This is a genomic window from Aeromonas enterica, assembly GCF_054052465.1.
In genome coordinates this window covers 20727-46292 of the sequence record NZ_JBSTYL010000007.1, presented here as the reverse complement: position 1 = coordinate 46292, position 25566 = coordinate 20727, and the positions used below count along the sequence as shown (strand labels likewise).

Sequence of the window (25566 nt, the reverse complement as noted above, 5' to 3'; positions counted from 1 at the left end):
CAGCCATCCCGCGGGCATAACACCATAAGATCGGGGGCGCCCCCTGAGTCGCCCCACCCCCTGGAAGCAGCACAATAATAAGGACACCCATTGGATCACCCGGAAATCTCGGCCAGCTGGCTGAGTCGCCTCTTCTATCACTGGACGGGCCCGCTGCAACGCAAGGGGCTGACAGAACCTCAGGTCAGCCTCGACGATCTCTATCTCCTGCTGCAGGAAGACAGACGTGACGGCAGGGCCGATGCCTTCCTGCGGCTCACCGCCAGTGCGCCGGTGCGCCCCTGGCCCGTCACCTCCTTCATCTGGCGCCATTACAAGGGGCGAATTGGCCTGCTCACCCTGTTGCAACTGCTCGGCATGCTGGCGACCCTGGCCAGTCCCTGGCTGCTCAACCACAGCATGACCCAGCTCGGTGCGGGTGCCCCCACGGGGCAAAAATTGCTGCTGGCGTTCGCCCTGTTTGCTTCTGTGCTCGCCGCCGGCATGCTGGCGGAGCACTCGCTGCAGCTGGCGCTCAAGATGCACGTCCCCATTCGCCGCCTGCTGGCCGAAGCCCTGCTCGCCAAGGTGATGAAGCTGGGGGGCAAGAGCTTCGACGACCGGGCCGGTGGCCGGGTGCAGAACCTCATCAATCGGGATGTGTGGGACATTACTTGGATTCTTGCGGACCCCGCCATGCCACTTACCATGGCACTGCAGCTGCTCGGCACCATAGCTCTGCTGGTGTGGCAGGTGGGCAGTGCCGGTCTGGTGGGCTTTGCGGTGCTCACCCTGCTGCTGCTCATCTCCACTCGGGTCGTGCGGCGGATGAACCAGCAGGAGCAGCAGCTCAAGCGCCAGCAGGACGAGCGCAACGGCATCCTGGCGGAATACATCAAGAAGCTGCGACTGGTGCGCCAGAACGGGCTCGGCGCCTTCTTCACCCGTGCGGCAAACGCCAAGCGCCAGCAGGAGCTCGGCGTGCTCGGGCGAGTGCTCAAGCTTGATGCCATCAACAGCTTCCTGATGTTGAGTACGCCGCTGCTGGTGACCCTGGCCACCTTCACCACCTATCTGGTGTCAGGCCAGAGCCTGACCCTGCCGCAGGTGTTCACCACCATCGCGCTGTTCACCGTGCTTCGCATCCCCATGATGCGGTTACCCTACCTCATCCGCACGCTGATCAACTTCAACACCGGCTTCAACCGATTGTGCGAGTTCCTCAACAGCCCGGAGCAGCACAGGGACCTCACCGATGCCAGCCTGCCCGTCGGCAGTCTGCGGCTGGAACAGGTCACCGCCCTGCACCAGCAAAAACCGGTGCTGCAGGACGTCAGCCTCAGCATCCAGCCGGGAGAGCTGGTGGGGATCACCGGCCCCACCGGGGCGGGCAAGAGCTGCCTGCTGCACCTCGTTGCCGGTTTTGACAACGACTTCGAAGGAGAGATCCGCCACCACGGTCGGGTCGCCCATCTGGGCCACAAGCCCTGGCTGATGAACGACACCATCCGCAACAACATCTTGTTCGGCCAGCCCTGGCACGGTGAACGCTATCGCTGGGTACTGGGAGCTTGCGCCCTCGGCGCCGACCTCAACCTGCTCAGCCACGGCGATCAAACCCTGGTGGGGGAGCTGGGTACCCGCCTCTCCGGCGGCCAGCAGCAGCGGGTTGCCCTGGCCCGCGCCCTCTATGCCCAGGCCGATATCCTGCTGCTGGACAACCCGCTTTCGGCGCTGGATCCCATCGTCTCGGCCCAGGTACTGGAGCAGGGGCTCGCCTTCAAGCCGGGGCCGACCCGGCTGCTGGTGAGCCATGATCCGGATGTGCTGGCCCACTGCGATCGGGTGATCCGCATCGAGCAGGGCCAGTTGGTGGAACTCGATGCCCACCAGCTGGCGGATCTCATCCAGCACCCGCAGCCGGCCCCCATGGTGGCGCCACAGGAGGCGGAACAGTTCAACGAAGAGAAGGTAGTGGAAGGCAAGGTGGACTGGGGACTGTTTGGCTTCATGTGGCAGCGTCTCGCCGCCCCCGGCGCCATCCTGCTTGCCCTGCTGCTCACCCTGGGCCAGGAGGGGCTGCGCATCGCCTCGGATCTCTGGCTCGGCGGCAAGGCCGGGGTGACCGGGGTGAGCGAGCTGCTCGGCATCTATGTGCTGCTGGGGGCGGGATCACTCATCTGCATCATGGTGGTGCGGGTCATCAACTACAAGCTGGGGCTCAAGCTGGCCTGGACCCTGTTCGACGGCATGCTGGGGCGTATCAGCCGCGCCCCCATGGCCTTCTTTGACAAGGTGCCGCAGGGGCGCATCCTCAACCGCTTCGATCGGGATCTCGGGGAAGCGCAGGAGATACTGCTGTCAATGCTGATGGGGCTGTTCGGCATGCTCATCTCCGTGCTGCTGCAGGTGGTGGTGATCGGCGTCAACATGCCGCTGCTGCTGCTCATCGCCCCCCTGGTGGGCTGGGCACTCTATGTGCTGCAGCGGCGCTACCGGGCGGTGCAGCTCAAGCTGCGGCGCCAGGCATCCGTGCTGCGCTCGCCGCTCTACATCAGCATCAGCGAGACCATCCGCGGCGCCCCCGCCCTGCGTCTGGCAGGGGCCGAGCGCTTCGCGCTGGATCAGGTGCTGCTGCACTATGACAACAACCTGCGCAGCTGGTACACCACCACCTCCATCAACCGCTGGCTCGGCATGCACCAGACCCTGCTCTCCGCCGCCCTGGTAGGCGCGGTGGCGCTGATGGTGGCCTTTGGCAACAGCTCGCTGCTGGGGGCCGTGGCCATCACCTACGCCTTTACCGCCTCGGCCATGCTCAACTCCCTCATTCGCACCTTCGCCGAAGTGGAGCAGGTGATGAACGCAGTGGAGCGGGTGCGCGAGTACAGCGAAATCGAGAGCGAACGCCAGCATGGGGAAGCGCTGGCGACCCCCCATCCCAGAGTGCGCTTCGACAATCTGGGGCTGCGCTATCCGCAGGCCAGCCAGTGGGCCCTGCACAAGGTGAACTTCGAACTGGCCCCCGGCGAGAAAGTCGGCGTGTGCGGGCGCACAGGCGCGGGCAAGAGCTCGCTGCTCGGGGTGCTGCAGGCCATGTATCCCGCCTCCCAGGGGGAAATTTACTACGATGCCCAGCCGTTGTCGGCGCTGGCGCCGGAGGCGGTGCGCGATCTCTATGACACCGTCTCCCAGATGCCTCTCACCTTCTTCGGCACCCTGCGCGCCAACCTGGCGCCCCTGACCGAACAGCCTGACGAGGCGCTGGAACAGGCGCTGGCCAGGGTCGGTCTGGCAGAGCGCTGCGCCGGCCGGCTGGATGAGGATCTCGACAAGCTGCAGCTGTCGGCTGGCGAGACCCAATTGCTGGTGATCGCCCGCATCCTGCTGTCACGCCGCCCGCTCATCGTACTGGATGAAGCGACGTCGGATCTCGATCACGGAGGCATGCGCAAGATGGCGGAACTGCTCTATCGCTATCGGCCCGAGGCCAGCTATCTGGTGATCGCCCACCATCTGGAGCCGTTGCTGTCAGTAGATAAAGTCGTGGTAATGGAGGCGGGAACCGTGGTGGAGCAGGGATCACCGGTCAGCCTGCTTGCCAACTCTCACTCCCGCTTCCATCAGCTGTTTGTGGGTCAGGTCAATCGTCAGGTGGCCCAGATAGCCTGAGGTCGAAAATAACAAGGGCTGCCGATGGGCAGCCCTTGTTATTTGAGGAAAGCCTCAACGCTCCATGATTTGGGTGACGTCCTCCTTCTTGATCATCACCTCCCGCCCTTCGGCATCATAATAGCGGTACATGCCAGTGCTCTCGTCCAGCTTGGGTTTGCTGTCGGTGGTGATCATCTTCCCGTCCTTGGTACTCATGATGTATTGAGAGCTGCACGCCACGAGTCCCAGTACACACACCAGGATCATCATCAGTTGCTTCATCGCCGGTCTCCTCTCCCTCTTTCACCCTCACCACGAGGGTGATGACTGAAGCCTAGCTCAACCCTGTTACACCTGAAAACACGGATTGCCGGAACGGGAGCCAGGTCAACAATCAGCTACTTACGCCTCCGGCTGGCGCAAGCTCGCGCGGATGCAAAAAGGCCGGACAGGTGTCCGGCCTCTTGTTACTGCCTGTTCATGACTTGGCGGGCTGACGCTCGCCGGTCACGATCGGGTTTTTAGGATCCGAACTCCACTCATACCAGCCGCCGTCGTAGACGCTGATCCGCTTCCAATCCATCAGCCAGGCATAGAAGAACGCCTCGGAGGCGCGCCAGCCGGTACCGCAGTAGAAGGCAGCCTGCTGAGCCGGCTCTATGTTCCACTCATCCCACATGGCGAGGATCTCGCGGGCCGGTTTCATGGTGCCATCCGGGTTGTGGAAGTCGCTCATGCTGTTGGCGTCCACCCCGCCGCGCCCCCATTTGGCCCCCGGAATGTCGCCCTTCGGCTTGATGTAGCTGTAGCCGGAGGTGTTGCCGACAAACTCGTCCCAGGTTCGCACGCTGACCAGCGCGCCGTCGGACTGCTTGAGCAGTGCTTTTGCCTGGCTCAGCGTGGTGTAGTACTCGGGGTGAGCCGGGATGATGACGCCGAAATCCTTGACCGGAGGAAACTTGTTGGCCAGGCCGGTCTCGGTACGCAGGTGCTGCACGAACCAGGCATCCAGACCACCGTCCAGCAAGCGCACATCGGCCACACCGGCATACATCATCAGGTGCGCGGCGCGGGCGGCTGCCATAGTGTTGCGGCCATAGAGGATGACAGTGGTGTCGTGGCGAATACCGTTCTCCAGCAGCAACTTCTTGAGTGCCTCGTCAGAGACCTTGTTCCACAGCGGCTCCTCTTCCAGACGGTTGGTATCTATGTAACCAGCCCCCGGAATGTGGCTCAGCAGGTAGGCTTTGGGTGAACCCCAGTCCACTTCAAACAGCTTCCAGTCGCCCTTGGGCGCTGCGGCAACCGGCTTGCCTTCCTGCAGATCCGCCAACCAGCGCGGGTAGACCAGTTGCTGCCAGCGCACCAGATGCTCGCGCGGCGCGGCTTGCCAGCCTTGCAGCTCGAACAGCTGCTTGATGCCCTGCTTGCGCAGCAGACGGGCGACTTCAGCCACTTCCCGCGGTGCACCATAGAGGGCAACCGGGCGATCGGCTTTCAGGCCCTTGATCTCGAGCGCCTTGGGCCATTCGTCATCACTGTACTTCCACTCGGCGGAGAGGTTCTCGGCACCGGCCACATGGCCGCCCTGCTGCTCGCCTTCCATCGGCCAGCCCTGGTAGAAGTGGCTGGCACGGGTGTCCAGCATAACCGCCTGCTTGCTCTTGGCGTCGGCCAGCGAGAGGGGTGGCAATTCGGCAGCAAAGGCGGGCAGCGCACACCAGAGCAATAAGGTCGTCAGCGCGGCCTGCAGGAAGCGAAGATGTCGTTTCATGGTGATTTCTCGATTCATAGTGAACAAGGTTAAAAAATGGAACGGCCCAGACGCTCGGCCAGCAGCTCCAGCGCCGCCGTGCCCGCCAGCGAGTTGCCCGCCTTGTTGAGCTCGGGCGACCAGACGCAGATGCAGAGCTCACCGGGGATGAGCGCCATGATACCCCCTCCGACCCCCGATTTGCCCGGCATCCCCACCCGATAGGCAAAATCACCGGCCTCGTCATAGAGGCCGCAGGTGGCGAGCAGGGCGTTGACCTGCTTGGTGGTGCGAGCCGGCAACAGCGGCGTGCTCTCGCCAAGCGGCAGCCCCCGATTGGCCAGATAGAGGAAAGTGCGCGCCAGATCGACACAACTCATGCGAATGGCACAGGCATTGAAGTAGCTCTGCAGCACCTTGTCCACTTCATTCTCGAAGTTGCCATAGGCTTTCATCAGATAGGCGATGGCCGCATTGCGGGCCGAGTGCTGGTATTCGGAACGGGCCACCACCTGATCCGCCATGATGGCCGGATTGCCAGAGAGGCGGCGCACCAGCTCCAGAGTGCGTTGGCGCGGGGCAGTGAGCCGGGTCTCCAGCAGATCGCTCACCACCAGCGCACCGGCATTGATGAAAGGATTGCGGGGAATACCCTGCTCGAATTCCAGTTGCACCAGCGAGTTGAACGGCTGACCGGAGGGCTCCTTGCCAACCCGGGCCCAGATCTCCTCCTCCTGATAGAGGGTAAGGGCCAGCGTCAGACTCAGGGCCTTGGAGATACTCTGGATGGAAAAGGGCTCGAAGGCGTCACCTGCGGTGAACAGCTCCCCCTCCACGGTACAGACGGCGATGCCGAGCCGGTCGGCCGGCACCTGGGCCAGGGCGGGAATATAGTCGGCCACCTTGCCCTGTCCGAGCAGCGGGCGCACCTCTGCCAGAATGCTGGCCAGTAATTCGGATGACAACACCATAAAGGATTCCATGACTAAATCGGGTGTGGAGATCCCATCCCCACTGACAAAAATCCCGCCAACGGCGGGACTTGTCTAACTTGCCTATCTACCCACAACAAGGCGCCTGCAACAGGCGCCCGGGTCTCAGGCCGGTTCACCGTACCAGAGGTCGAACAGCTCGGTGACCACCACGGCTTCCATCCCCTTGCTTTCCAGCCAGGATTTGACGACGGCGCGGTCTTCTTCAGTACATTTGCCCAGTTGCTGAGTGCAGATCATCCCTTCCCAGGCCAGGTGGCCTGAACCGGCGAAGGCCAGTCTGCGGGGTTCAACAACCTCATCGATCATCGCATCGACTACGGTATCGATGGTCGCTTCGGCAGTGCCGACCGGGAAGTTGAAACTGATGTCGAATCCCATTTCCTGGAATTCATCGACTCGCAGTTTCTTACGCAGACGGCGGCTACGATTGGCCATGATAGCTCCTTAGGTTAGTTGACTCGTTAAATTAGTTAACGCGTTTGAAAATCAGATCCCAAACCCCGTGGCCCAGACGATGGCCCCGTTGTTCGAATTTGGTCAGCGGACGCCAGTCGGGACGAGCCACCCAGTTGCCGGTGGCGGAGGTGTTCTCGTAGCCCTCGGCGACGCTCATCACTTCCAGCATGTGCTCGGCATAGTTTTCCCAGTCGGTGGCCATGTGGAACACGCCACCTATGGCCAGCTTCTGGCGTATATCCTGGGCAAAGGCCGGCTGCACGATACGGCGCTTGTGGTGACGGCTCTTGTGCCAGGGATCCGGGAAGAACAGCTGCAGGCAGGCCAGCGAGCCGTTCGGGATCATGTGCTCCAGCACTTCTACCGCATCGTGGCAGATGACCTTGAGATTGGTCACGCCCGCTTCCTGAGCTGTACCCAGGCAAGCCCCCACACCCGGCGAGTGTACCTCGATACCGATGAAGTTTTTCTCGGGGGCATTCTTGGCCATCTCCACCAGGGAGGCGCCCATGCCGAAGCCTATTTCCAGCACCACCGGGGCCTCACGGCCAAACAGGGCGACCAGATCGAGGGGCGCTGGCGCGAAATCGATACCCATGACCGGCCAGAGCTCTTCCAGAGCCTTCTCCTGCCCTTTGGTCAGGCGGCCTTCGCGACGGACAAAGCTGCGGATCTTGCGCATGAACTTGCCGTCTTCGTTAAATACATCTTGGGTCACAGGCATAATCAAATTGCTCGTTATTGCATCAGTCTGGGTCACAGACGACATGAATGGATTGCTCGTTGTTTCATCACCCTGGCTCACGGTTCGCATGGATGAATGGCGCGTTATTTCATCAATCCGCAAAACAGGGCAGCGAATTATCCCAAGATAGGCCCAAGGCGCAAGTGTTTCGCGAAACAAATCCCCTGCCCCTGACCAATTCCGCCACAAGGATTGACAAATGCCACCCCGTTCACAGAATCTGCCAGACGCCGGGCGCATGCTGGCCTGCGCAAATAAAACCATACACAACAAAGGATTGCAGTATGAAACACACAGCATTGGCATTTGCCATCACAGTCCTGCTGGCCGGGTGCAACACCTCTACCAATGATTCGCAGGCCCCCACCGCCGCCGAGCAGGCCTATGAGTATCTGGTGCAGTTGAGCTCGACCGCCGAGGGGATCGGTGCCAGACCTACCGGCAGCGAGACCGAGACCCGCGCCGCCGCCTGGATCCAGGATCATCTGGCTGGCTGGGGCTACGAGGTGCAGAACCAGCCGTTCACCTACACCAAGAGCGGGGCCAGCAAAAGCTCCCAGAACCTCATCGCCGAGCTCAAGGGCCAGAGCGACAAGGTGATCCTGATCGGCGCCCACTACGACAGCACGGGCGACAAGAAGGGTTCTGAAGGGGCCACCGACAACGGAGCCGGCGTCGCTGCCCTGCTGGCGGTCGCCGAGGCGCTCAAGGGGCAGACCCTGCCCTACACGGTGCGCTTCGCCTTCTTCGGCGCGGAGGAGAACGGCCTCAACGGCTCCAAGGCCTATGCGGCCAGCCTGGACAGTACCGCCATTGCCCGCCTGCTGGCCATGGTGAACTACGACACCATCGCCGGTGGCGATATCGTCTACGTCCACTCGGCCCACTCCGACGTGACCGAGTACAACTGCGCCGATCCGAGCCGCTACAGCTTCGATCCCAAGGTGCGGGATCGCCTGCTGGCCGTCTCCAAGCAGACCGCCACCCCGTTTGCCATCCACCCCAGCTACGCCGGCTACCCGGAAGGGGAGACAGGCAGCTGGTCGGATCATGCCCCCTTCGCCTGTCTGGGGGTACCGATCGCCTACGTGGAGGCCACCAACTTCACCATCAACGGGGCGGATGGCTATGACGGCTACTCCCAGACCACCAATCCGGCGCTGTGGGACTGCTACGACGATGCCACCAAGAGCGCCTGCGACCGGGACAGCGAGACCCAGTGGGGCAAGATCTGGCATACCCAGTACGACCGCCTCGACAAGATGGCCGAGTTGTTCCCGGGCCGGGTGGAACAACAGCTCAGCGCCAACACGGACCTGATGATCCGCTTCCTCAAGGAACCGGGCCTGTAACGCCGGCAGCCCGTCAATGGCGTCCGAAGGCTCCGGGCCAATTCAGGGCTTTTTACGCTCCACGGCCGCCCCCGGCCGATAAAATTCGGGCAGGTGCCAAACCTGCCCTTTTTTATCGATTTTTGTTACAGCCATTGCCTCATTTTTTAAATCTGATACAAACGGATAACTTGGCGGTCGAATGGAGCGACCGCTCACCACGCCAGAGAGAATCCTATGCAGCCGTTTTTTGCCCAGCGCTTCGAGAAGGTAGAGCCTTCCTTTATCCGCGAGATCCTCAAGGTCGCCGCCAATCCGGAGATCATCTCCTTTGCCGGTGGTCTGCCCAATCCACACCTGTTCCCGGTCAAGGCCATCGACCAGGCGTGCCAGGACGTGCTGCGCGAGCAAGGGGCCGCCGCCCTGCAGTATGCCGCCACCGAGGGCTTCGCCCCCCTGCGCCAGTACATAGCCGACCGCTATCTGGCCCGCCACGGCATGCGCGTCAACCCGGACAACATCCTCATCACCAGCGGCTCCCAGCAGGCGCTGGATCTGCTGGGCAAGGTGCTGATCGACGAGGGACAGGATCTCATCATCGAAGAGCCGGGCTACCTCGGTGCCATCCAGGCCTTCTCCGTCTATCAACCTGCCTTCAAGCCCATCACCCTGGGTGAAGAGGGGCTGGATCTGGCGGCACTGGATGCGCTGCTGGCCAGCGGCTCCAACGCCAAGCTGCTCTACGGCGTACCCAACTTCCAGAATCCGAGCGGCGTCTCCTACAGCCGCACCAACCGCGAGGCGCTGGCCGAGCGACTGATCAGCCACGAGCTGCTGATGGTGGAAGATGACCCCTATGGCGAGCTGCGTTTCGAGGGCGAACACCTGCCCCCCATCGCCAAGCTGGCGCCGAACAATACGGTACTGCTCGGTTCCTTCTCCAAGACGGTGGTGCCCGCCTTCCGGCTGGGCTGGATGCTGGTGCCGGACTGGCTGCGCAAGAAGGTCACCATCGCCAAGCAGGCCACCGACTTGCACAGCAACGCCTTCAGCCAGCAAGTGCTGCACCGCTTCCTGATCGACAACTCGCTGGATGCCCACCTGGAGAAGATCAAGGAGGTCTATGGCCGCCAGCGTGCCGCCATGGAGGCCGCCCTGGCCCGTCACTGCCCGCCCGGCGTGAGCTACACCCGACCGGAAGGCGGCATGTTCCTTTGGCTGACCCTGCCCGCCAGTGTCAGCGCCATGGCGCTGTTCGACGAGGCGATCAAGGAGAAGGTGGCCTTCGTGCCCGGCGCGCCCTTCTATGTGCGCCCCGAGATCCAGAATACCCTGCGCCTCAGCTTCTCCTGCGTGGACGAGGCCACCATAGAGGAAGGAGTCAAGCGACTGACCCGCGCCCTCGCCCGCATGCTCTGACGAGTCACGGCATGAAAAAACCAGCGACCTCGGTCGCTGGTTTTTTCATGTCCCGCACTCTGGGGAGCCGGACTTCTCAGGCGCCCAGCGCGCTGGCGAATTCCGTCATCGGCATGGGGCGGCCGTAGAGATAACCCTGCAGGAAGGTCACCTGACGTGCCCTCAGGTAGGCAGCCTGCGCTTCGTTTTCCACCCCCTCGGCGACCAGCAACAGGCCAAGCCGGGTCGCCAGGTCGATAACGTTCTCGACGATGTGGCTGGAGAGCGCATCCGACCCTATCATGCCGACGAAGCTTTGATCGATCTTGAGAAAGTCGACCTGGAACTGCTGCAGATAGGTGAAGCTGGAGTGGCCGGTCCCGAAGTCATCGATGGCGATGAAGACCCCCAGCTGGTGCAGCTCGGCGAAGAGTCGGTCCGTCACCTCGTCCGCCACGATCAGCTCCCGCTCGGTCAGCTCAAGCACCAGCTTGATGGGGTTTTCCCTGAAGGCATTGATGAAGTCGCGGCAATCCTCCACCAGGCTCAGATCCTTGCAGTGGCTGGCACTGATGTTGAAGCCGAAGTGGAATCCCCTGGGCAGGGTATGCACCATGCCGGCAAACTGATCACGCACCTGCTCCATCAGCAACCGGGTCATGGGCACGATCAGACCGCTGTCTTCCGCCAGCGGGATGAAGCGATCAGGCGAGATCAGCCCCTGACGGGGATGCTGCCAGCGCATCAGCACCTCGCAGCCGCACCAGTGCGCGTCGTCACCGGTCACCACGGGTTGCAGATAGGGGATGAACTCCCGCTGATCCAGCGCCCGCCGCAGCTCTTGCGAGGGGGAGGTCGAGCGGCCGGTCAGCCAGAACACGCCAACCCCCACCAGAATGCCCAGCAGAGGATAGATGATGATGCTGGCCCTGGAGTAGTTCCAGATGTGAGCGCCATATTCGTCGTGGGACAGCTCGGTGACGACACTGAAGGGGTACTTCTCTGACACCTGCTCCAGATAGCCGCTCTCCCGAAGCGGGAGTCCGTCACTGACCTGACCATTGGCCAGCATGCTCTTGGGGCCGATGACCAGTGCCAGTGGCGAATTGCGGCTCAGCATGTCGAGAATGTTGTGCAGATAATAACCATCTATGCCGACCAATATGCTGTAATCACCCACTGTCTGCCGATAGGCAACCAACGGCCGACCTGGAGTTACCGGGTTGCCTCTCATCAAATCAAGCTGACCATCGACATACTCGGCCAAAGAGAAGGGACCGTTATAGGGACCATAGAGTGAGGTGCAGTAAATGGTCTCTCCCCTGGCCAGGTTGACAGTACGCACATCCGGTACGGTCGCCACCTGATCCCGCAACCCCTGCACCACTTCGACACACGGCCTCCCCACGCTGCCCTGCACCATGGATGCGGCTTGGCGGGCATTGTCCAGCGTTCGTTCAAACATGTGCCGGGCATGTTGCAGTCGCTCCTCGGCATCCTGCTTCATCCCCGAGAAGGTCTGCCATGAGATGATCAGGGCCCCGAGCAATACAGGAAGCAGGCCAGCCAGCAGCGCCGCCCCCAGCCTGGTATAAAACTGGCGCAACCTTAAACGACGAAATGGCATAATCACCCCACGGCAACGGCGAAAAAGCGGACAAGTCTACTACTCTCCACTCCCCTGACAAGCCCTGTTGATTCGACTCGCAACAACCAAGTCAGGCATGCTCGGCATAATATCCCGCCAAAACATGGCTAACAGCCACATCATTGGCACCCGCAACACAATCCATGCTCGGCACGCCTCCGCCCCCGCCCCCGCTCAGCCCTTGCCGTCCTTGGCTCTCGTCGGATCCACACCGGTTGTGACGATTATAATCTTTGCAAAAACAGTTGCTTGTTCATCTTGTGCTGGCCCACTAGAGTAGAGCCAACAGAGTCAGGGAGTCTGGATATGAAAATATTGATCACGGGAGGGACCGGCTTTATCGGCCGCCGTCTGGTGGCCCACCTCAAGGTCAATCACGAGGTGGTGGTACTGACCCGCCAGGGGAGTCGCGCCTATGAGCTGCTCGGCCACGACGTCAAACTGCTCGACAATCTGGATCGGCTCGACGACCTCAATGACGTGGATGCGGTCATCAACCTGGCGGGAGAGCCCATCGCTGCCGGACGCTGGAGCGAGCGGCGCAAACAGCAGCTATGTGACAGCCGCTGGTTGCTGACCGAGCAGTTGGTCGATCTTATCAAGCTCTCCAGCACACCACCCAAGGTGCTGATCAATGCCTCAGCCATCGGCTGGTATGGCAGGCAAGGTGATGCGCCGTTGGACGAACAGTGTCAGACCCCTCACGACGAATTCACCCACCAACTCTGCCAGCAATGGGAAACGTTGGCGCGGGAAGCTCACAGCACCCACACCCGGGTCTGTCTCGTGCGCATCGGGCTAGTACTCGGTATTGATGGCGGCGCACTGCCAAAAATGCTGCCCCCCTATCGACTCGGCCTTGGCGGCCCCATGGGGTCAGGCCAGCAGATCATGAGCTGGATCCACATTCAGGATCTGGTGCGCGCCATGTTGTTTCTGCTGGAGCATGGCGAGTGTGACGGCATCTACAACGGCACGGCACCGCAGCCTGTCAGCAATCGCGAGTTCAGCCAAACACTGGCCAGGATCCTCCATCGGCCACACCTCTTCTTCGTGCCCGCGCCGGTATTGCAACTGCTGATGGGGGAAGCGGCCGATCTGCTGCTCACCGGTCAGAAGGTGCTGCCGGCTCGCCTGCAACATGCCGGTTTTCACTTTACCTATCCCGAACTGGCCCAGGCCCTCACCAATCTGTTGCAGCCACCACGCTGAGTCCTTGCTTACCGGCAATCGCCTGTTCCAGCAATGACAAACCCGGCCAGATGGCCGGGTTTGTCATATTTACGGCAAGGGCGGCCGGTCAGAGCAACCCCTGACCCAGACCACGCAGCCGATCGCTCAGGGTGCCCGCCAGCAACTGGCGCTGCATGCCCTGCCCCGCCAGCGTCACCAGCAGAGCCCCCAGCAAGGGCAGGCTACCCCAGATGGCCCAGTGGAACTGCCACTGCCCCTCGAACCACCACCATTGCAAGCCAAAGGAGCAGAGCTCGACCACCATGGCAGCGCACAGCCCCGCCAGTAGACCGCTGGCGACCAGCTCCCAGCGCAGCATCGTCTTGAGCAGCTCGCTGCTGGCCCCAAGGGTGCGCATCAGCAACAGCTCGCGACGGCGGTGGGCCATGCTGGCCTGGGTCTGGGTCAGCAGCACCAGCAGAGCCGCCACCGTCACCAGCCCCAGCATCAGCCCCAGCGCCCGGCTCACCTGCTCCGACACAGCCGTCAGCCGCACGATCAGGTCATCCACATCGATGAGGCTCACAGTGGGGTGCCTTCGAATCAACTCCACCTCGGCCACCCGCCCCTGCTCCGGCAGCCGATAGCTGCCGAGCCAGGTTTGGGAGAAGGGGGCCAACACGTCCGGCGAAAAGATCATGTAGAAGTTGGGCCGCATGTTGTCCCACTTGATGGCCCGCAGGCTGGTCACCTGCGCCTTGAAGCTGCGCCCTTCAATGGTAAAACCCAGGGTGTCGCCGAGGGCGATGTCGAGCCGCTTGGCCAGATCCTTGTCCACCGATACCTGGCCGGGGCCATCCAGCCAGCGTCCTGCGGTCAGGGTATTGTCAGGCGGCAGGCTAGCGGTGGTGGTGAAGTTGAGCTCCCGATTGACCCCTTCCCGACCATCCTCATCCGTATCCCGTACCGCCTCGCTGGCGATGCTGACCAGCCGACCGCGCACCATGGGGTAGAAGTCCGAGGTCACGGCCCCCGCCTGGCGCAGATCGGCCAGGATCCCCTCCCGCTCCCCGTCCGCCACGTTGACCAGGAAGCGGTTGGGGGCGTCCGCTGGCAGGCGGGCGGAAAACTCGTCGAGCAGGTCGACTCGCGCAGCCCATAGCAGACCGAACAGCATGAGTGCCAACGCGAAGCCCGCCAGCTGGAACAGACCGCTCCCCCGCTCGCGGGAGAGGTGATTAATGGCAAGGCGCAGCGCATGGGGCCCCTTGACCCGGCGACCGAACCGCAGCAGCAGGGAAGCGAGCAGCGCCAGCAGACCCATCAGCAGGCCCATGCCGCCGATCAGCCCCAATGCCAGAGTCGCATCTGAAGTAAAGCCCCACACCAGACCAAACAGGCCAAGCAGAGCGACCGGCAACGCCAGCCAGGGCGGGATCCCCGCCTCCAGCTCGCGGCGCAGCACCCGCAGCGGCGGCACCTTGAGCAGGCGCAGGAAGGGCACGAAGGCCAGCAACAGGGTAATGAAGAAGGCGACCGCCAGACCAAGAGCAAAGGGGCGCCACGACGGGGGCGGCAGATCAGCCGGCAGCAGATCCCCCAGCAGATGCAGAGTCAGCCACTGCATGGCGCTGCCCGCCACCAGGCCTAACAGGGCACCGACCAGCGTCAGCGACAGCAGCAAGGTGCCCATCAGCTGCCAGAGCGAACGACGGGAGGCCCCCAGCGTCTTGAGCAGGGCCACCATGTTGGTCTGGCGCTCAGCGAAGTGGCGCACCGCTATGCCCATGGCCAGCGCCCCCAGCAGCACCCCGGCCAGGGAGGCGAGCCGGAAGAAACGCTCGGCATTGGCCAGCGAGCGACCCACCTGGGAGCCCTGATCGTCCGGCTTGATCAGCTTCTGCCCCGCTTTGAGCTTGGGCCTGAGCCAGCGTTCGTAGCTGGCGACATCCTCGCGCGTCCCCTTGAACAGGTAGCGCCACTGCTGACGACTGCCCGGCAGCAGGGCACCGGTCGCCTCTATGTCGGCACTGTGGATCAGGGCCCTGGGCGCCAGCAGGAAGGGACTGAAGCCCTGATCCGGCTCCTGACCCAGTTCGCCCGCCACACGGAGTCGGGTGTTGCCCACCTCCAGTTCATCGCCAATTTTCGCCTCCAGCAATCGCATCACCCGGGCCGAGAGCCAGATCTCGCCAGGAGCCGGCGCCCGCTGAGGGTTAAGTTCCAGCTTGCCGTAGAAGGGGAAATCGCTCGGCACGGCCCGAATGGAGGCCAGCTGCAACGCATCGCCATGAAACAGCATGCTGTTGAAGCTGACCGAGGTCTGCACCGACAGGCCCGCTTTCTCCGCCTGCTTGAGCCAGGCGACTGGTGCCGGGGTCGCGGTTCGCAGCGCCCGATCGGCACCGATAAAATCTCGCCCCGAGGCCTTGAGCCCCGCATCCAGCCGATCCGCCACCAGAGCCACGCTCAGCACGCAGGCCACGCTCAGCGCCAGTGCCAGCACAAACCAGCGCAGCTCACCGTTAAAGCCCTCACGGCGCAGTAACTTGAATCCCAGTTTCCACTGACTCATGGCTGCTCCTTAATCCGGAAGGGCAAGACGCCTTCGGATGCGGATGCATCCGCCTCCAGCCGCCCCGCCGTCATCACCAGTTGCCGCTGGCAACGCTGAGCCAGTTCGTGGTCATGCGTCACCACCACGAGCGTGGTGCCGTGCTCGCGATTGAGCTGGAACAAGAGTTCGATTACCTTCTCCCCCGTTTTGCTGTCCAGGTTGCCGGTCGGCTCATCAGCCAGCAGCAGACTGGGCCTTGTCATGAAGGCACGGGCAATGGCAACCCGCTGTTGCTCACCACCGGAGAGGCGCGGCGGCAGATGGTGCAGGCGCTCGCTGAGCCCCACCGCCGCCAGCAACTCGCGCGCCCTCGGCTCGCAGCGAGTCTCGCCACGCAGCTCGGCGGGCAGCATGACGTTTTCCAGCGCGCTCAGTGTGGGCAACAGCAGGAAAGACTGGAAGATAAAGCCCACCTGCTCGGCACGCAGGCGGGCACGGCCCTCCTCGTCCAGTTGCGCCAGCGACTGGCCGAGGATCTCTATATCCCCCTGGCTCGGCAGATCCAGCCCGGCCAGCAGCCCCAGCAGGGTGGATTTGCCGGAGCCGGAGGCGCCGACCAGCGCCAGGGTCTCGCCGGTATTGACTTGCAGGTCGATCCCTTCAAGGATGGTGAGGCTTTCCTGGCCCAGGCGAACGGTTTTGCCCAGGCCCTTGACGACAATGATGGGAGTTGAACTCATGATGCGTATCCTGTTTGCCCAAGCCAAAAAACGGGGTTGAACCCATGATGTATATCCTGCTCACCCAGGCCTTGAATGACAATGCATGCTGGGTGTTGACATCATCACACGTATCCCGCTTGCCCGGACCCTTGATGACAATGTTGATGATAATGAATGATGGGAGTTGAATGCATGACACGTTTCCTGTTCGCCTTGTGTTGCCTGGTTTCATCGGTACAGGCCCAGACCCTGCTGGTACTGGGCGACAGCCTGAGTGCTGGCTATCAGATGCCGGCGGAGCAGAGCTGGCCTGCCCTGCTTAATCAGAAATGGCAACAGCAGGGAGGTGAACATCGGCTTATCAATGCCAGCATCAGCGGTGAGACCACGCAGGGAGCCCTGGCCCGCCTGCCCGCCCTGCTCAAGGAGCATCAACCGGACTGGGTGCTGATCGAACTGGGTGGCAACGACGGGCTGCGCGGGTTTCCCCCCGCCATCACCCGTGACAATCTGGCCAAGATGGTGGCCTTGACCAAGGCGCAGCAGGTAAACACAGTGCTGACCCAGATCCAGCTGCCCCGCAATTACGGGTCGCGCTATCTGCGCCAGTTCGAGCAGATTTTCCCCGAGCTGGCAGCCGCCAACCAGCTGCCACTGATGCCCTTCTTCATGGATGATATTGCGCTGCGCCCTGAACTCATGATGAACGATGGCATCCACCCCACGGCCGCGGCGCAACCGCAGATCCGCGATAAGGTAGCCAGCTTTATCGAGCCCCTGCTGACCCAGTAACGCCCCAGTAGGCTGGCATACGCACCAGAAGGCCCTGCCGGCCCAAAACAAAGATCCCGCCAAGGCGGGATCTTTGTTTTGCATGAGCATCAGCGTTTCAGTATCTGGCGCAGCCGCTCCTGAGCCACCCCGACCAGCAGGTCTGGCTGGAACTTTGAGATGAAGCGGTCACACCCCACCTTCTTGACCATGGCCTCGTTGAAGTTGCCACTCAGGGAGGTATTGAGGGTGATGAAGAGATCGGACATGCGGGCATCGCTGCGGATTTCGTGGGTCAGCCGGTAGCCGTCCATCTCCGGCATCTCCGCATCCGTGATCATCAGCAGGATTTCGTCGGTCACCTTCTTGCCCGCATCGCACCATCCCTTGAGCAGATTGAGCGCCTGCAGGCCATCCTGGCATTCGATCACCTCCAGCCCCAGCTGACCCAGCGTTTCCCGCACCAGATTGCGGGCCGTACTGGAGTCATCGACGATGAGCACTTTGCGGCCATGCATCTCGGGCAATATCTCCCGATCCAGCACCTCTTCCGAGATGCGGATGTCGTAGGTGATGATCTCGGCCAGCACCTTCTCCACGTCGATGATCTCGACGATCTGATCGACGCCGTCCTCGGGAATGCGGGTGATGGCGGTCAGGTAGTTCGCCCGCCCGGCCGAGCGCGGTGGCGGCAGTATGTCCTTCCAGGTCATGTTGACGATATGGGCCACCTGCCCCACCAGGAAGCCCTGAATGGTGCGGTTGTACTCGGTAATGATGAGGTTGGACTCGCTATCGATGGGCATGGCGCGCATGCCGATGGCGCTGCGCAGGTTGATCACCGGGATCGAAGTGCCACGGATGTTGGCCACCCCGCTGATGTTGTGGTGCGCCCCCGGCATCTTGTTGAGATGGGGCAGCTTGACCACTTCCCGCACCTTGAACACGTTGATAGCAAACAGCTGTCGGGATCCCAAACGGAACATCAACAACTCCAGACGGTTCTCCCCTACCAGCTGGGTACGTTGATCCACTGAATCCAATATGCTCGCCATATAAAGCCCTTACGTCCGTTTCCCGAGTCTCGCCATAGTATAGAAGGGTCAGAATCCCAACACGACCCGTATTCTTATCCTATGTCGGCAAGATGATGACGGAACTTGATGAAAAAAAGCGAGATTCGGCTCAAGGCCGGACTCTCTTCACACTTATCAATAGCAAACTGGCCGCTCGACCGAGCCCGGGGCTGCCTGTGGGGGGCACATCCTTGATATACGTGGTAAAAGCACCGCCATCAGCATCCATTCTCCTGATAACCAGACATAAAAAAAGCGGCAGATTGCTCTGCCGCTTGTTGCCCTGCCCTGACGGGATTACTTGTCGATATCCAGCAGGTTGTTGCTCAGCATGTAGTCGATCACCTGAGAAGAGGTGGACGCCGCACTGCCGGTGAGGCTGTCGAACGTGTGGTTCATCAGCACTATCTCCTGAGTCACAGGAGCCGTATTGGTCTCCTTGACCTGCAGATGCACCCCTTCACTGTCCTGGAAGACCGAGAGCAGGCTCTTCAGATCGTTCTGGTTGCGAGAACCGTCGTGATCCAGCAGGTCGCTCAGATCCAGCTTGTCACCTTCCGCCTTGGAGAAGTCGACCACGTAATCCTTGGCGACGCTGCCCGTAGCGGTATCGCCCTGCAGCCAGGTGAAGGTATCGGCCCCCGCATCTCCCTTGAGGATGTCATTGCCGAGCCCGCCGACCAGGATGTCGTTGCCCAGACCGCCGCTCAGGGTGTCGTTGCCTGCGCCGCCATACAAGGTATCGTTGCCGCTACCACCATAGAGCTGGTCATCGCCCAGACCGCCGAGCAGCATGTCATCACCGGCACCGCCGAACAGGATGTCGTTGCCGGCACCACCGTCCAGAATGTCATTGCCACCCTGACCGAACAAGATGTCGTTGCCATCCCCGCCGATCAGCACATCCGCCTTGTCATTGGTGGAGGACTGATCGAAGTCGGCGGCATGGTCCGTGATGTAGTCATGAACCTGGGCATCGGTCACCGAACCGGCACTGAGTTTGTCAGCCACGTACTGCTTGACGGCCGCGTAGCCTTCTCCGTTGATACCGGCGAAGTGAACCGCATCCCCGAACAGGATATCGTCACCGGCCCCGCCGTCGAAGCGGTCGGCCCCCGGCAGGTTGTTGACGGAGGTTCCCAGAATGGCACCGGCCAGATCCGAGGCGTTGACCCCAGTCTGGATCACGCCATCGGAGTCATAGGACTTCAGATCGTTGTAGGAGATGTTGGCTCCCAAGCCGATCGCCTCCACCGTCACGCCCATGCCGGTCAGCAAGGCAAAACCAGCCACCGCATTGCTGATGGTTGTAGACGTAGAATCCTGTCCGTTGCCGGCCAGAGTGGAATAGGTATAACCACCCAGACCATCAGGACGCATATAGCCAATCTTGGTGGAATCCCCTTTTGTATCAACTTTATAAACCGCGCCCTGAGCATCGATAATGGTATATCCGCTGCTCTTGTAAACCTGACCAGGAACATAAGCGTTCTGCAACAACTGATTGAGATAGACATCGCGAGAATCATTCGGATAGTCATCAATCAGCGGATTGGTGCCTTCACTACCCAAGTAGTAAGTCGGCTTACCATCGGTAATGAAGTAGGTCAGATTCTTGGCATTGCTGTTGCCCTGAGCGGTCGAGCCGTTGAACCAGTTGGCCGTGGTCTTGAACACGTCCTCATAGTTGGTGCCACCGCCGTTGTTCGAACTGCCATCCATGCTGTCGAGAATAGCTTGCAGCTGACTCAGGGCATTGCTGTCTTTCAGGTTCACACTGACCGACTTGTTGGCCAGGGTGTCGAAGTCCACCAGGAAGATATTGACCTTCCCGGCGCCATCGGTACCGGCACTTGCCTTGAGGCTCGAGAAGACCTGTGCCAACTGAGCCTTTATAGTATTCATGGCGCTGGAGCCGATACTGCCCGAGCTGTCGACCATGAAGGCGATATTGTAGTTCTGGCCGGGCAGCACCACGCTGCCGTCCAGGTCGCCGACCACGATATTGTGCTCGCTGCCGTAGGTACGGTCCTGATCGCCCGGTTCCCCTTCGGTGGCGTTGAAGTAGCTCAGGCGGATGCTGTCATCGTCGGTGGCGGAACTGGTCTGATCGGTTCCCACCTCCTTGGCGATGGCCTCAACCTTGAGATCGACCTGGCCAGCGCTGCTGCCGGGGACTCGTAGGGTCAGGCCGGTCAGCTTCACATCCATCGCACTCGCACTCCACAGGCCGCTGCCGGCGGTGAGGGTGAGTTGTCCATCAACCCCGACGGTACCCAGCAGCTGGTTGCCGCTGTAGAGCTCGGCCCCCTTCGGCATGCCGCTCAGTACCAGGCTGTCGAGTACTTCGCTACCATCCCGATCGCTCAGGGAGGCGCTCAGCTCCAGCGGGTAGTCGACCACCGTCGGCTGCACCAGAGTCAGCTCACCTGTGCTCTGGTTGAGCTGGTAGATGCCGTCGGCGAACTGGACATACTCCACGTCATGCAGCGCCTTGGTGATGCCGGCGCCCTTCTCAGTGACGGAGAAGTCGAACCAGCGATCATTGACCGAGTATCCACTGCCCTTCTTGATGGCGTAATCGGCTCGGTTGCCGGTCAGCACGGCGATATCGGTACCGGCACCGCCATAGAGGCCATCGCCGCCAAGACCGGATACCAGCACATCGTCGCCCGTGCCACCATCGAGTGTATCGCCCGTGGCAACATCGCCACCGACCAGGACATCATTGCCCAAACCACCGACGAAATGCTCGCCACCACCATGGACGCTGACGATATAGTCGTTGCCGCTGCTGCCAAGCACCTGCTCCTGGCCGCTGCTGCTGTCCGTCAGCAAGTTGGTGATGCCAAGGGCCTTCTTGTTGAAGTTGCCGGATTGGAACTGCTCCGTGGTGACGCCCGCGCTCGGGAAGCTCGGGCTGTACAACGGAATGCCATTCCCCGTCAGGGTGACGTTGACGGTCGGCTTGTCGGCCACCGCCGCCACGTCGATCACCAGCTTGCTGCCGTTGCTGAGGTTGGCACCGTCGCTTATCTGATAGTCGATGCTGGCATAGTCGCCCTTCATATTGCCGGCCATAGCGCCATTTCCGTTGGCGGCATTGGTACTCGATTCATTCAGACCGGGCACGAAGCGCAGATGGCCCGCATTCACCTCGGCGTAGGAGATGAGGGATCCAGTTTGCACCGCAACCCACTGCCCCGCCGCATTGAGGTATTCGAGGGTGCCGTTCAGGGGCAGGGTGTTGATCTGCACCCCGAGATCGGTCGCTGCCTGATCGTCGCTGGCACCGAACTGGGCCCAGGTCAGCACCTGGGGCTTGTCTTCCTGCCCGGTACTATGGCCCCCAGCCGCCGTCGGCGCCCGATCGTTGTCAACGATAGTACCTGTACCGCTCTGGCCACCTATGGTCACCGAGAGGGTCTCGTTTGCCTCGACCAGACGATCGTTCACCGTCGGTATGGTCACGGTGAAACCGGAAACCCCGGCCGGCACAGTGATCTTGCCGGTGGTGCTGTTGTAGGTCACCCCGTTGCTGAACTGGGCAGTCCCCCAATCCAGGTTGGATGCGGGGTTGCTGCCGTTGCCCCTGATGGCAAAGTCATATTGCGTCGCTTCTTGGGTCGCGTCGGACAGGGTCACCGTATGTTCCAGGCTACCGCCTTCGCTCACGCTGTCGACAGAGATCCCCTGAACGATGGGCGTAAAGAGCGGTTTGGTGGCAAACGACCCGATACTCACATCTCCATCGCCATCCGTCACCTGGATCCGGAAGTCGATGTCGCCATCTCCCTGGGGCTTGGACATGTTCTGATACTGGAAGAACTCCCACTTGCCGGTGGCCGGGGTGAACTCCAGCCGGAAGACAAGGTTGTCGCCCGCATCCTTGCCGAGCAGGGTATTGGCCCCGCTTGAGCTGATGGTGACCAGGGAACCCGCGGCAGTCCGCAGGCCACTCTCGAAGACGTTCGGATCCAGCACCAGTCCCATGGAGCCCTTGCCATCCGCACCCCACTGCGGCGTCACGGTGCCGGAGCCATAGGCGATGGCCTGCGCCGTGTCGGCACCGAGGAACTCTATGCTCTTCACGGTAAAGTCGCTGTTGTCGGCGTACAGACCGTTACCATTGTTGGTGGCCTTGATGACCATGGTATCGAAGCCACCCTGCTGCACCTGGAAATTGCCCGCATAGTCGCCACCCGCAGCATTGGAGCTGAAGGTCTGGGTACCGATCAACACGCCACCGCGATAAAACTCGACCACGCCGCTCTCCAGCTCGCCACCGAACATCTGGCTGAACTTGATGTTGGCGCCATAGGCCACCTTGCCCGCATCCAGCTTGATGGTCAGCTGCTCGGAAGCCGAGGTGCCATTTGCGAAGTGGCGGAAATCAACTTCGTTGGCGAGGTTGTGATTGGGCGAACCCACGCTGGAGACCCCCAGCCCGGAGCTGGAGCCATTGACATTGGCCATGACCAGCGCCGAGTTGGTTGACGAGGCAAAGCCCAGCGCCGTGATGCTGAAGCCTGACACGTTCAGGGTCGTCTGATTGCTGCCACTGTACTTGGTCAGATCAAACAGGCCGGTCAGGGTGTCAGGAATATTGGTCTTGATGACGGACACGGCCGCGGCATCGCCAGCGATCGGTGCATCATCCTCGACAGTGACATTCAGCTTGCCTGTGGTAGTGCCATTGCCATCGGAGACCTTGACGTCCAGCTGGAACGACAGGGAATCCTCCTGGCCCTTGACCGGGTGGTCAAGCGGCGCCTTGAGGGTCAGATCATAAGCCCAATCGCCCTTGCCGCTGGCGTTCGGGGCGGTCAGCTTGACCTCGACCACCGCCTTGTAGCCGTCGCTACCCAGGGTGCCGGTATAACCAACCAGTGTCTTGCTGCCGGCATCCCAGCTCCACTTCACCTCGGCACCACCGGAGGTCAGCCCCGCCGGTCCACCCAGTGAAACAGCCAGGCTGCTGCTGTCCACATCACCGATGGAGATAGTGCCGGACATGCCCTTGGCATCCGTGGTATCCGGGTTGCCACTGTTATCGGCGATGCCGTTGGGCAAGCCCTCTTCGGAAACAGTTACGCCATTGGAGATGCCCACTGTCGGGAGATCGTTCACCGCCTCCACCTTGATGGTCACGGTGGCAGGAGTTGCGTCGGCCGACCCTTCATTGTCCACTGCCACATAACTGAAGCTGGTGTCACCATTCCAGTCGGCACTCGGTACAAAGGTCAGTTTGCCAGCATCCACAGCCTGAACACTCTGATTCTCCGTCACTGGCACGCCATCAAGCAGCAAGACACCATTGGCCGGCAAGCTCTTGATGGTAAAGCTCACGACAGTACCATCGATGTCACTGCCAGAGAGCGCAGGTATGGCGATGCTGGCTGCATCCTCCAGACCACTGGCTTGCTTGTCCGCCGTCTCTGGAGCTTCATTCAAAATGGTTGCCATGTCGCTGCCCGGCAAGGAGGCATTACCCGCCTTGTCAGTCTGGGTCGCCGTCACAGTCAACGACTTCCCGTTGGGCGGTGTGGTCTCCGTCCAGCTGATAGCGCCATTGTTGTAAACAAAGCCGTTTGCCGGCTGCCCGCTTGCCAACATCAGCACACCATTCACCAGCTTCAGCTCAACCGTGTTTTCACTGCCGCCGTTGTTGATGGTCAAGGTGACCTTGCCACCTGCAACCAGGTCACTATTGCTGACCTCGGCCCGCACCTGGATCTGATCATTGCCGATCTCTCCTTTGGTCAGCAGCTGGTCGTTGTTGGAATCATCCACTATGACTACGGTCGGTGCACCAGGCGCCTGGGTGTCGACCCCGTAGCCTTCGCTGTCGGTCGCGGTGGCGCTGTTGCCCGCCGCGTCGGTGCTGGTCACGCGGGCCTCGATGGTCTGGTCGCCATCGGCCGCCAGGTCGCTGCCCGCCACCAGGATGGTGAAGCGGCCATCGGCCGCCACCTTGCCGGTGTAGTCGGTGTTGTTGACGGTCAGGGTGACGGTGTCGCCGGCCTTGAACTCGCCGCTCACGGTGCCGCTGACCGGGATCTGCTGACCCGCTTCGGCGGCGTTGATGACGTCGTCGGCGGTGATGTTGGCATCAAGCTCGATGGCCAGATCCACCGGCGCCTGGGTGTCGACCCCGTAGCCTTCGCTGTCGGTCGCGGTGGCGCTGTTGCCCGCCGCGTCGGTGCTGGTCACGCGGGCCTCGATGGTCTGGTCGCCATCGGCCGCCAGGTCGCTGCCCGCCACCAGGATGGTGAAGCGGCCATCGGCCGCCACCTTGCCGGTGTAGTCGGTGTTGTTGACGGTCAGGGTGACGGTGTCGCCGGCCTTGAACTCGCCGCTCACGGTGCCGCTGACCGGGATCTGCTGACCCGCTTCGGCGGCGTTGATGACGTCGTCGGCGGTGATGTTGGCATCAAGCTCAATGGCGAGATCCGGGGCCGTGCCGTCCACGCTGCCATCATCGGTCGCGGTGCCTGTGTTGCCGGCCGGGTCGGTGACGCTGGCGGTGACCGTATAGGAGCCATCAACCAGCGGAGTGGTCACGTCCACGCTGAAGGTGCCATCCGGATTGACGGTGGTGATCAGAGTTTGCTGGTTGCCATTGGCATCGGTCACCAGCAGGGTCACGGTACTGCCTGCGGTTGCATCCGTGGTTCCCGTGATGGTCGGCGTCGTGTCATTGGTATTGTCAGGGGCAGATACTGTGATCACCGGCGGCACCAAGTCGATCAGCTGATCTTCCTCACCCGCAAACGCATCGCCAATCACACCCGTGTCGGCCTGGGTGGCGGTATCAAAACCTGCCGCCGCTATGGTGGTATCGCCGGTACGATCTATGGTGACGAAGCCACCATTGCCGCTGGCGCCCGCCACGCCACCGATATCACCACCGCCTGCGGCAGGAGCACCACCCGCAGCGGATGCTTCAAATGCCTTGGTCGGATCGGCGCCACCCAGAATGGCCTGCTGCAGGGCTGCAATGTCATTCGCGTTGCCAGGCACATTCTGGGCAAGCCGCGGCTCTTGAGACGTCTCATCCTCAGCCTGCTGCTCGTTGGTCGGGCTCAGGGTGAAAGTCTGGTTGCCGCCCTTGAAGCTGGCGCCTTCAGGAGTGATCAGCACCGCATCCTTGGGCAGGATATCGCCTTCGGCGAGCTGCTTCTGGCTGCCATCGGCGGCGACCAGGTAAACCTTGCCTTTCAACTGGGTAACGACGACGTCCTGATCCAATGCGATATTGTGGCTGTTCATGTTCTCTCCTGAATCTCTATTGGCATGCAATATTCC

At 61.6% G+C, this 25566-nt stretch carries 15 protein-coding genes; 5 read left to right on the top strand and 10 right to left on the bottom strand.

The annotated features are described in order from the left end of the window. Positions 1-90: 90 nt before the first annotated feature. Complete coding sequence (locus tag ACW5XD_RS09735) at positions 91-3651, top strand: ATP-binding cassette domain-containing protein (RefSeq protein WP_456494730.1); 3561 nt, start codon at positions 91-93, stop codon at positions 3649-3651. A gap of 54 nt (positions 3652-3705) precedes the next feature. Here the strand turns inward: ACW5XD_RS09735 and ACW5XD_RS09730 are convergent, their stop codons facing one another. From ACW5XD_RS09730 to trmB, 5 genes are all read right to left on the bottom strand, one after another. Beyond that, positions 3706-3915, bottom strand: coding sequence for a YgdI/YgdR family lipoprotein (locus tag ACW5XD_RS09730; RefSeq protein ID WP_456494729.1), 210 nt, complete (start codon positions 3913-3915; stop codon positions 3706-3708). A 196-nt stretch (positions 3916-4111) separates the two neighbouring features. Then, complete coding sequence (locus ACW5XD_RS09725; RefSeq protein WP_456494728.1) at positions 4112-5407, bottom strand: rhodanese-like domain-containing protein; 1296 nt, start codon at positions 5405-5407, stop codon at positions 4112-4114. Positions 5408-5436: 29 nt separating this feature from the next. Continuing rightward, positions 5437-6357 (bottom strand): glutaminase B, encoded by a 921-nt coding sequence (gene glsB / locus ACW5XD_RS09720; RefSeq protein WP_456494727.1) that lies wholly within the window; start codon positions 6355-6357, stop codon positions 5437-5439. A 126-nt stretch (positions 6358-6483) separates the two neighbouring features. Further along, positions 6484-6816, bottom strand: a complete 333-nt coding sequence (locus tag ACW5XD_RS09715; protein ID WP_042037566.1) for a YggL family protein — start codon at positions 6814-6816, stop codon at positions 6484-6486. A 31-nt stretch (positions 6817-6847) separates the two neighbouring features. Continuing rightward, on the bottom strand, positions 6848-7561 hold the full coding sequence (trmB, locus tag ACW5XD_RS09710) for a tRNA (guanosine(46)-N7)-methyltransferase TrmB (protein ID WP_241326759.1): 714 nt from the start codon (positions 7559-7561) through the stop codon (positions 6848-6850). A 305-nt stretch (positions 7562-7866) separates the two neighbouring features. Here trmB and ACW5XD_RS09705 point away from each other — a divergent pair, with 305 nt between their 5' ends. Then, positions 7867-8934 carry a M28 family metallopeptidase gene (locus ACW5XD_RS09705; RefSeq protein WP_456494726.1) on the top strand — a complete coding sequence of 356 codons (1068 nt, stop codon included), beginning with the start codon at positions 7867-7869 and terminating at the stop codon, positions 8932-8934. 216 nt (positions 8935-9150) lie between these two features. Beyond that, positions 9151-10332, top strand: coding sequence for an aminotransferase-like domain-containing protein (locus ACW5XD_RS09700; protein ID WP_456494725.1), 1182 nt, complete (start codon positions 9151-9153; stop codon positions 10330-10332). Between the two features lie 76 nt (positions 10333-10408). Here ACW5XD_RS09700 and ACW5XD_RS09695 read toward each other — a convergent pair whose 3' ends face one another. After that, positions 10409-11938, bottom strand: coding sequence for an EAL domain-containing protein (locus ACW5XD_RS09695; RefSeq protein WP_456494724.1), 1530 nt, complete (start codon positions 11936-11938; stop codon positions 10409-10411). 327 nt (positions 11939-12265) lie between these two features. Here ACW5XD_RS09695 and ACW5XD_RS09690 point away from each other — a divergent pair, with 327 nt between their 5' ends. Continuing rightward, positions 12266-13171 (top strand): TIGR01777 family oxidoreductase, encoded by a 906-nt coding sequence (locus tag ACW5XD_RS09690; protein WP_456494723.1) that lies wholly within the window; start codon positions 12266-12268, stop codon positions 13169-13171. A gap of 88 nt (positions 13172-13259) precedes the next feature. Here ACW5XD_RS09690 and ACW5XD_RS09685 read toward each other — a convergent pair whose 3' ends face one another. Next, positions 13260-15707: an ABC transporter permease gene (locus ACW5XD_RS09685; RefSeq protein ID WP_456494722.1), complete on the bottom strand. Its 2448-nt coding sequence runs from the start codon at positions 15705-15707 to the stop codon at positions 13260-13262. Next, entirely contained in the window at positions 15704-16429 is a 726-nt protein-coding gene (locus ACW5XD_RS09680; RefSeq protein ID WP_456494721.1) for an ABC transporter ATP-binding protein, read from the bottom strand. The genes ACW5XD_RS09685 and ACW5XD_RS09680 overlap by 4 nt, the downstream gene beginning before the upstream one ends. A 174-nt stretch (positions 16430-16603) precedes the next feature. Here ACW5XD_RS09680 and ACW5XD_RS09675 point away from each other — a divergent pair, with 174 nt between their 5' ends. Continuing rightward, positions 16604-17203: an arylesterase gene (locus ACW5XD_RS09675; protein ID WP_456494720.1), complete on the top strand. Its 600-nt coding sequence runs from the start codon at positions 16604-16606 to the stop codon at positions 17201-17203. An 89-nt stretch (positions 17204-17292) separates the two neighbouring features. Here ACW5XD_RS09675 and ACW5XD_RS09670 read toward each other — a convergent pair whose 3' ends face one another. Further along, positions 17293-18237 carry a chemotaxis protein CheV gene (locus ACW5XD_RS09670; protein WP_456494719.1) on the bottom strand — a complete coding sequence of 315 codons (945 nt, stop codon included), beginning with the start codon at positions 18235-18237 and terminating at the stop codon, positions 17293-17295. A gap of 318 nt (positions 18238-18555) precedes the next feature. Further along, entirely contained in the window at positions 18556-25530 is a 6975-nt protein-coding gene (locus ACW5XD_RS09665; protein WP_456494718.1) for a retention module-containing protein, read from the bottom strand. Between the last annotated feature and the right edge of the window lie 36 nt (positions 25531-25566).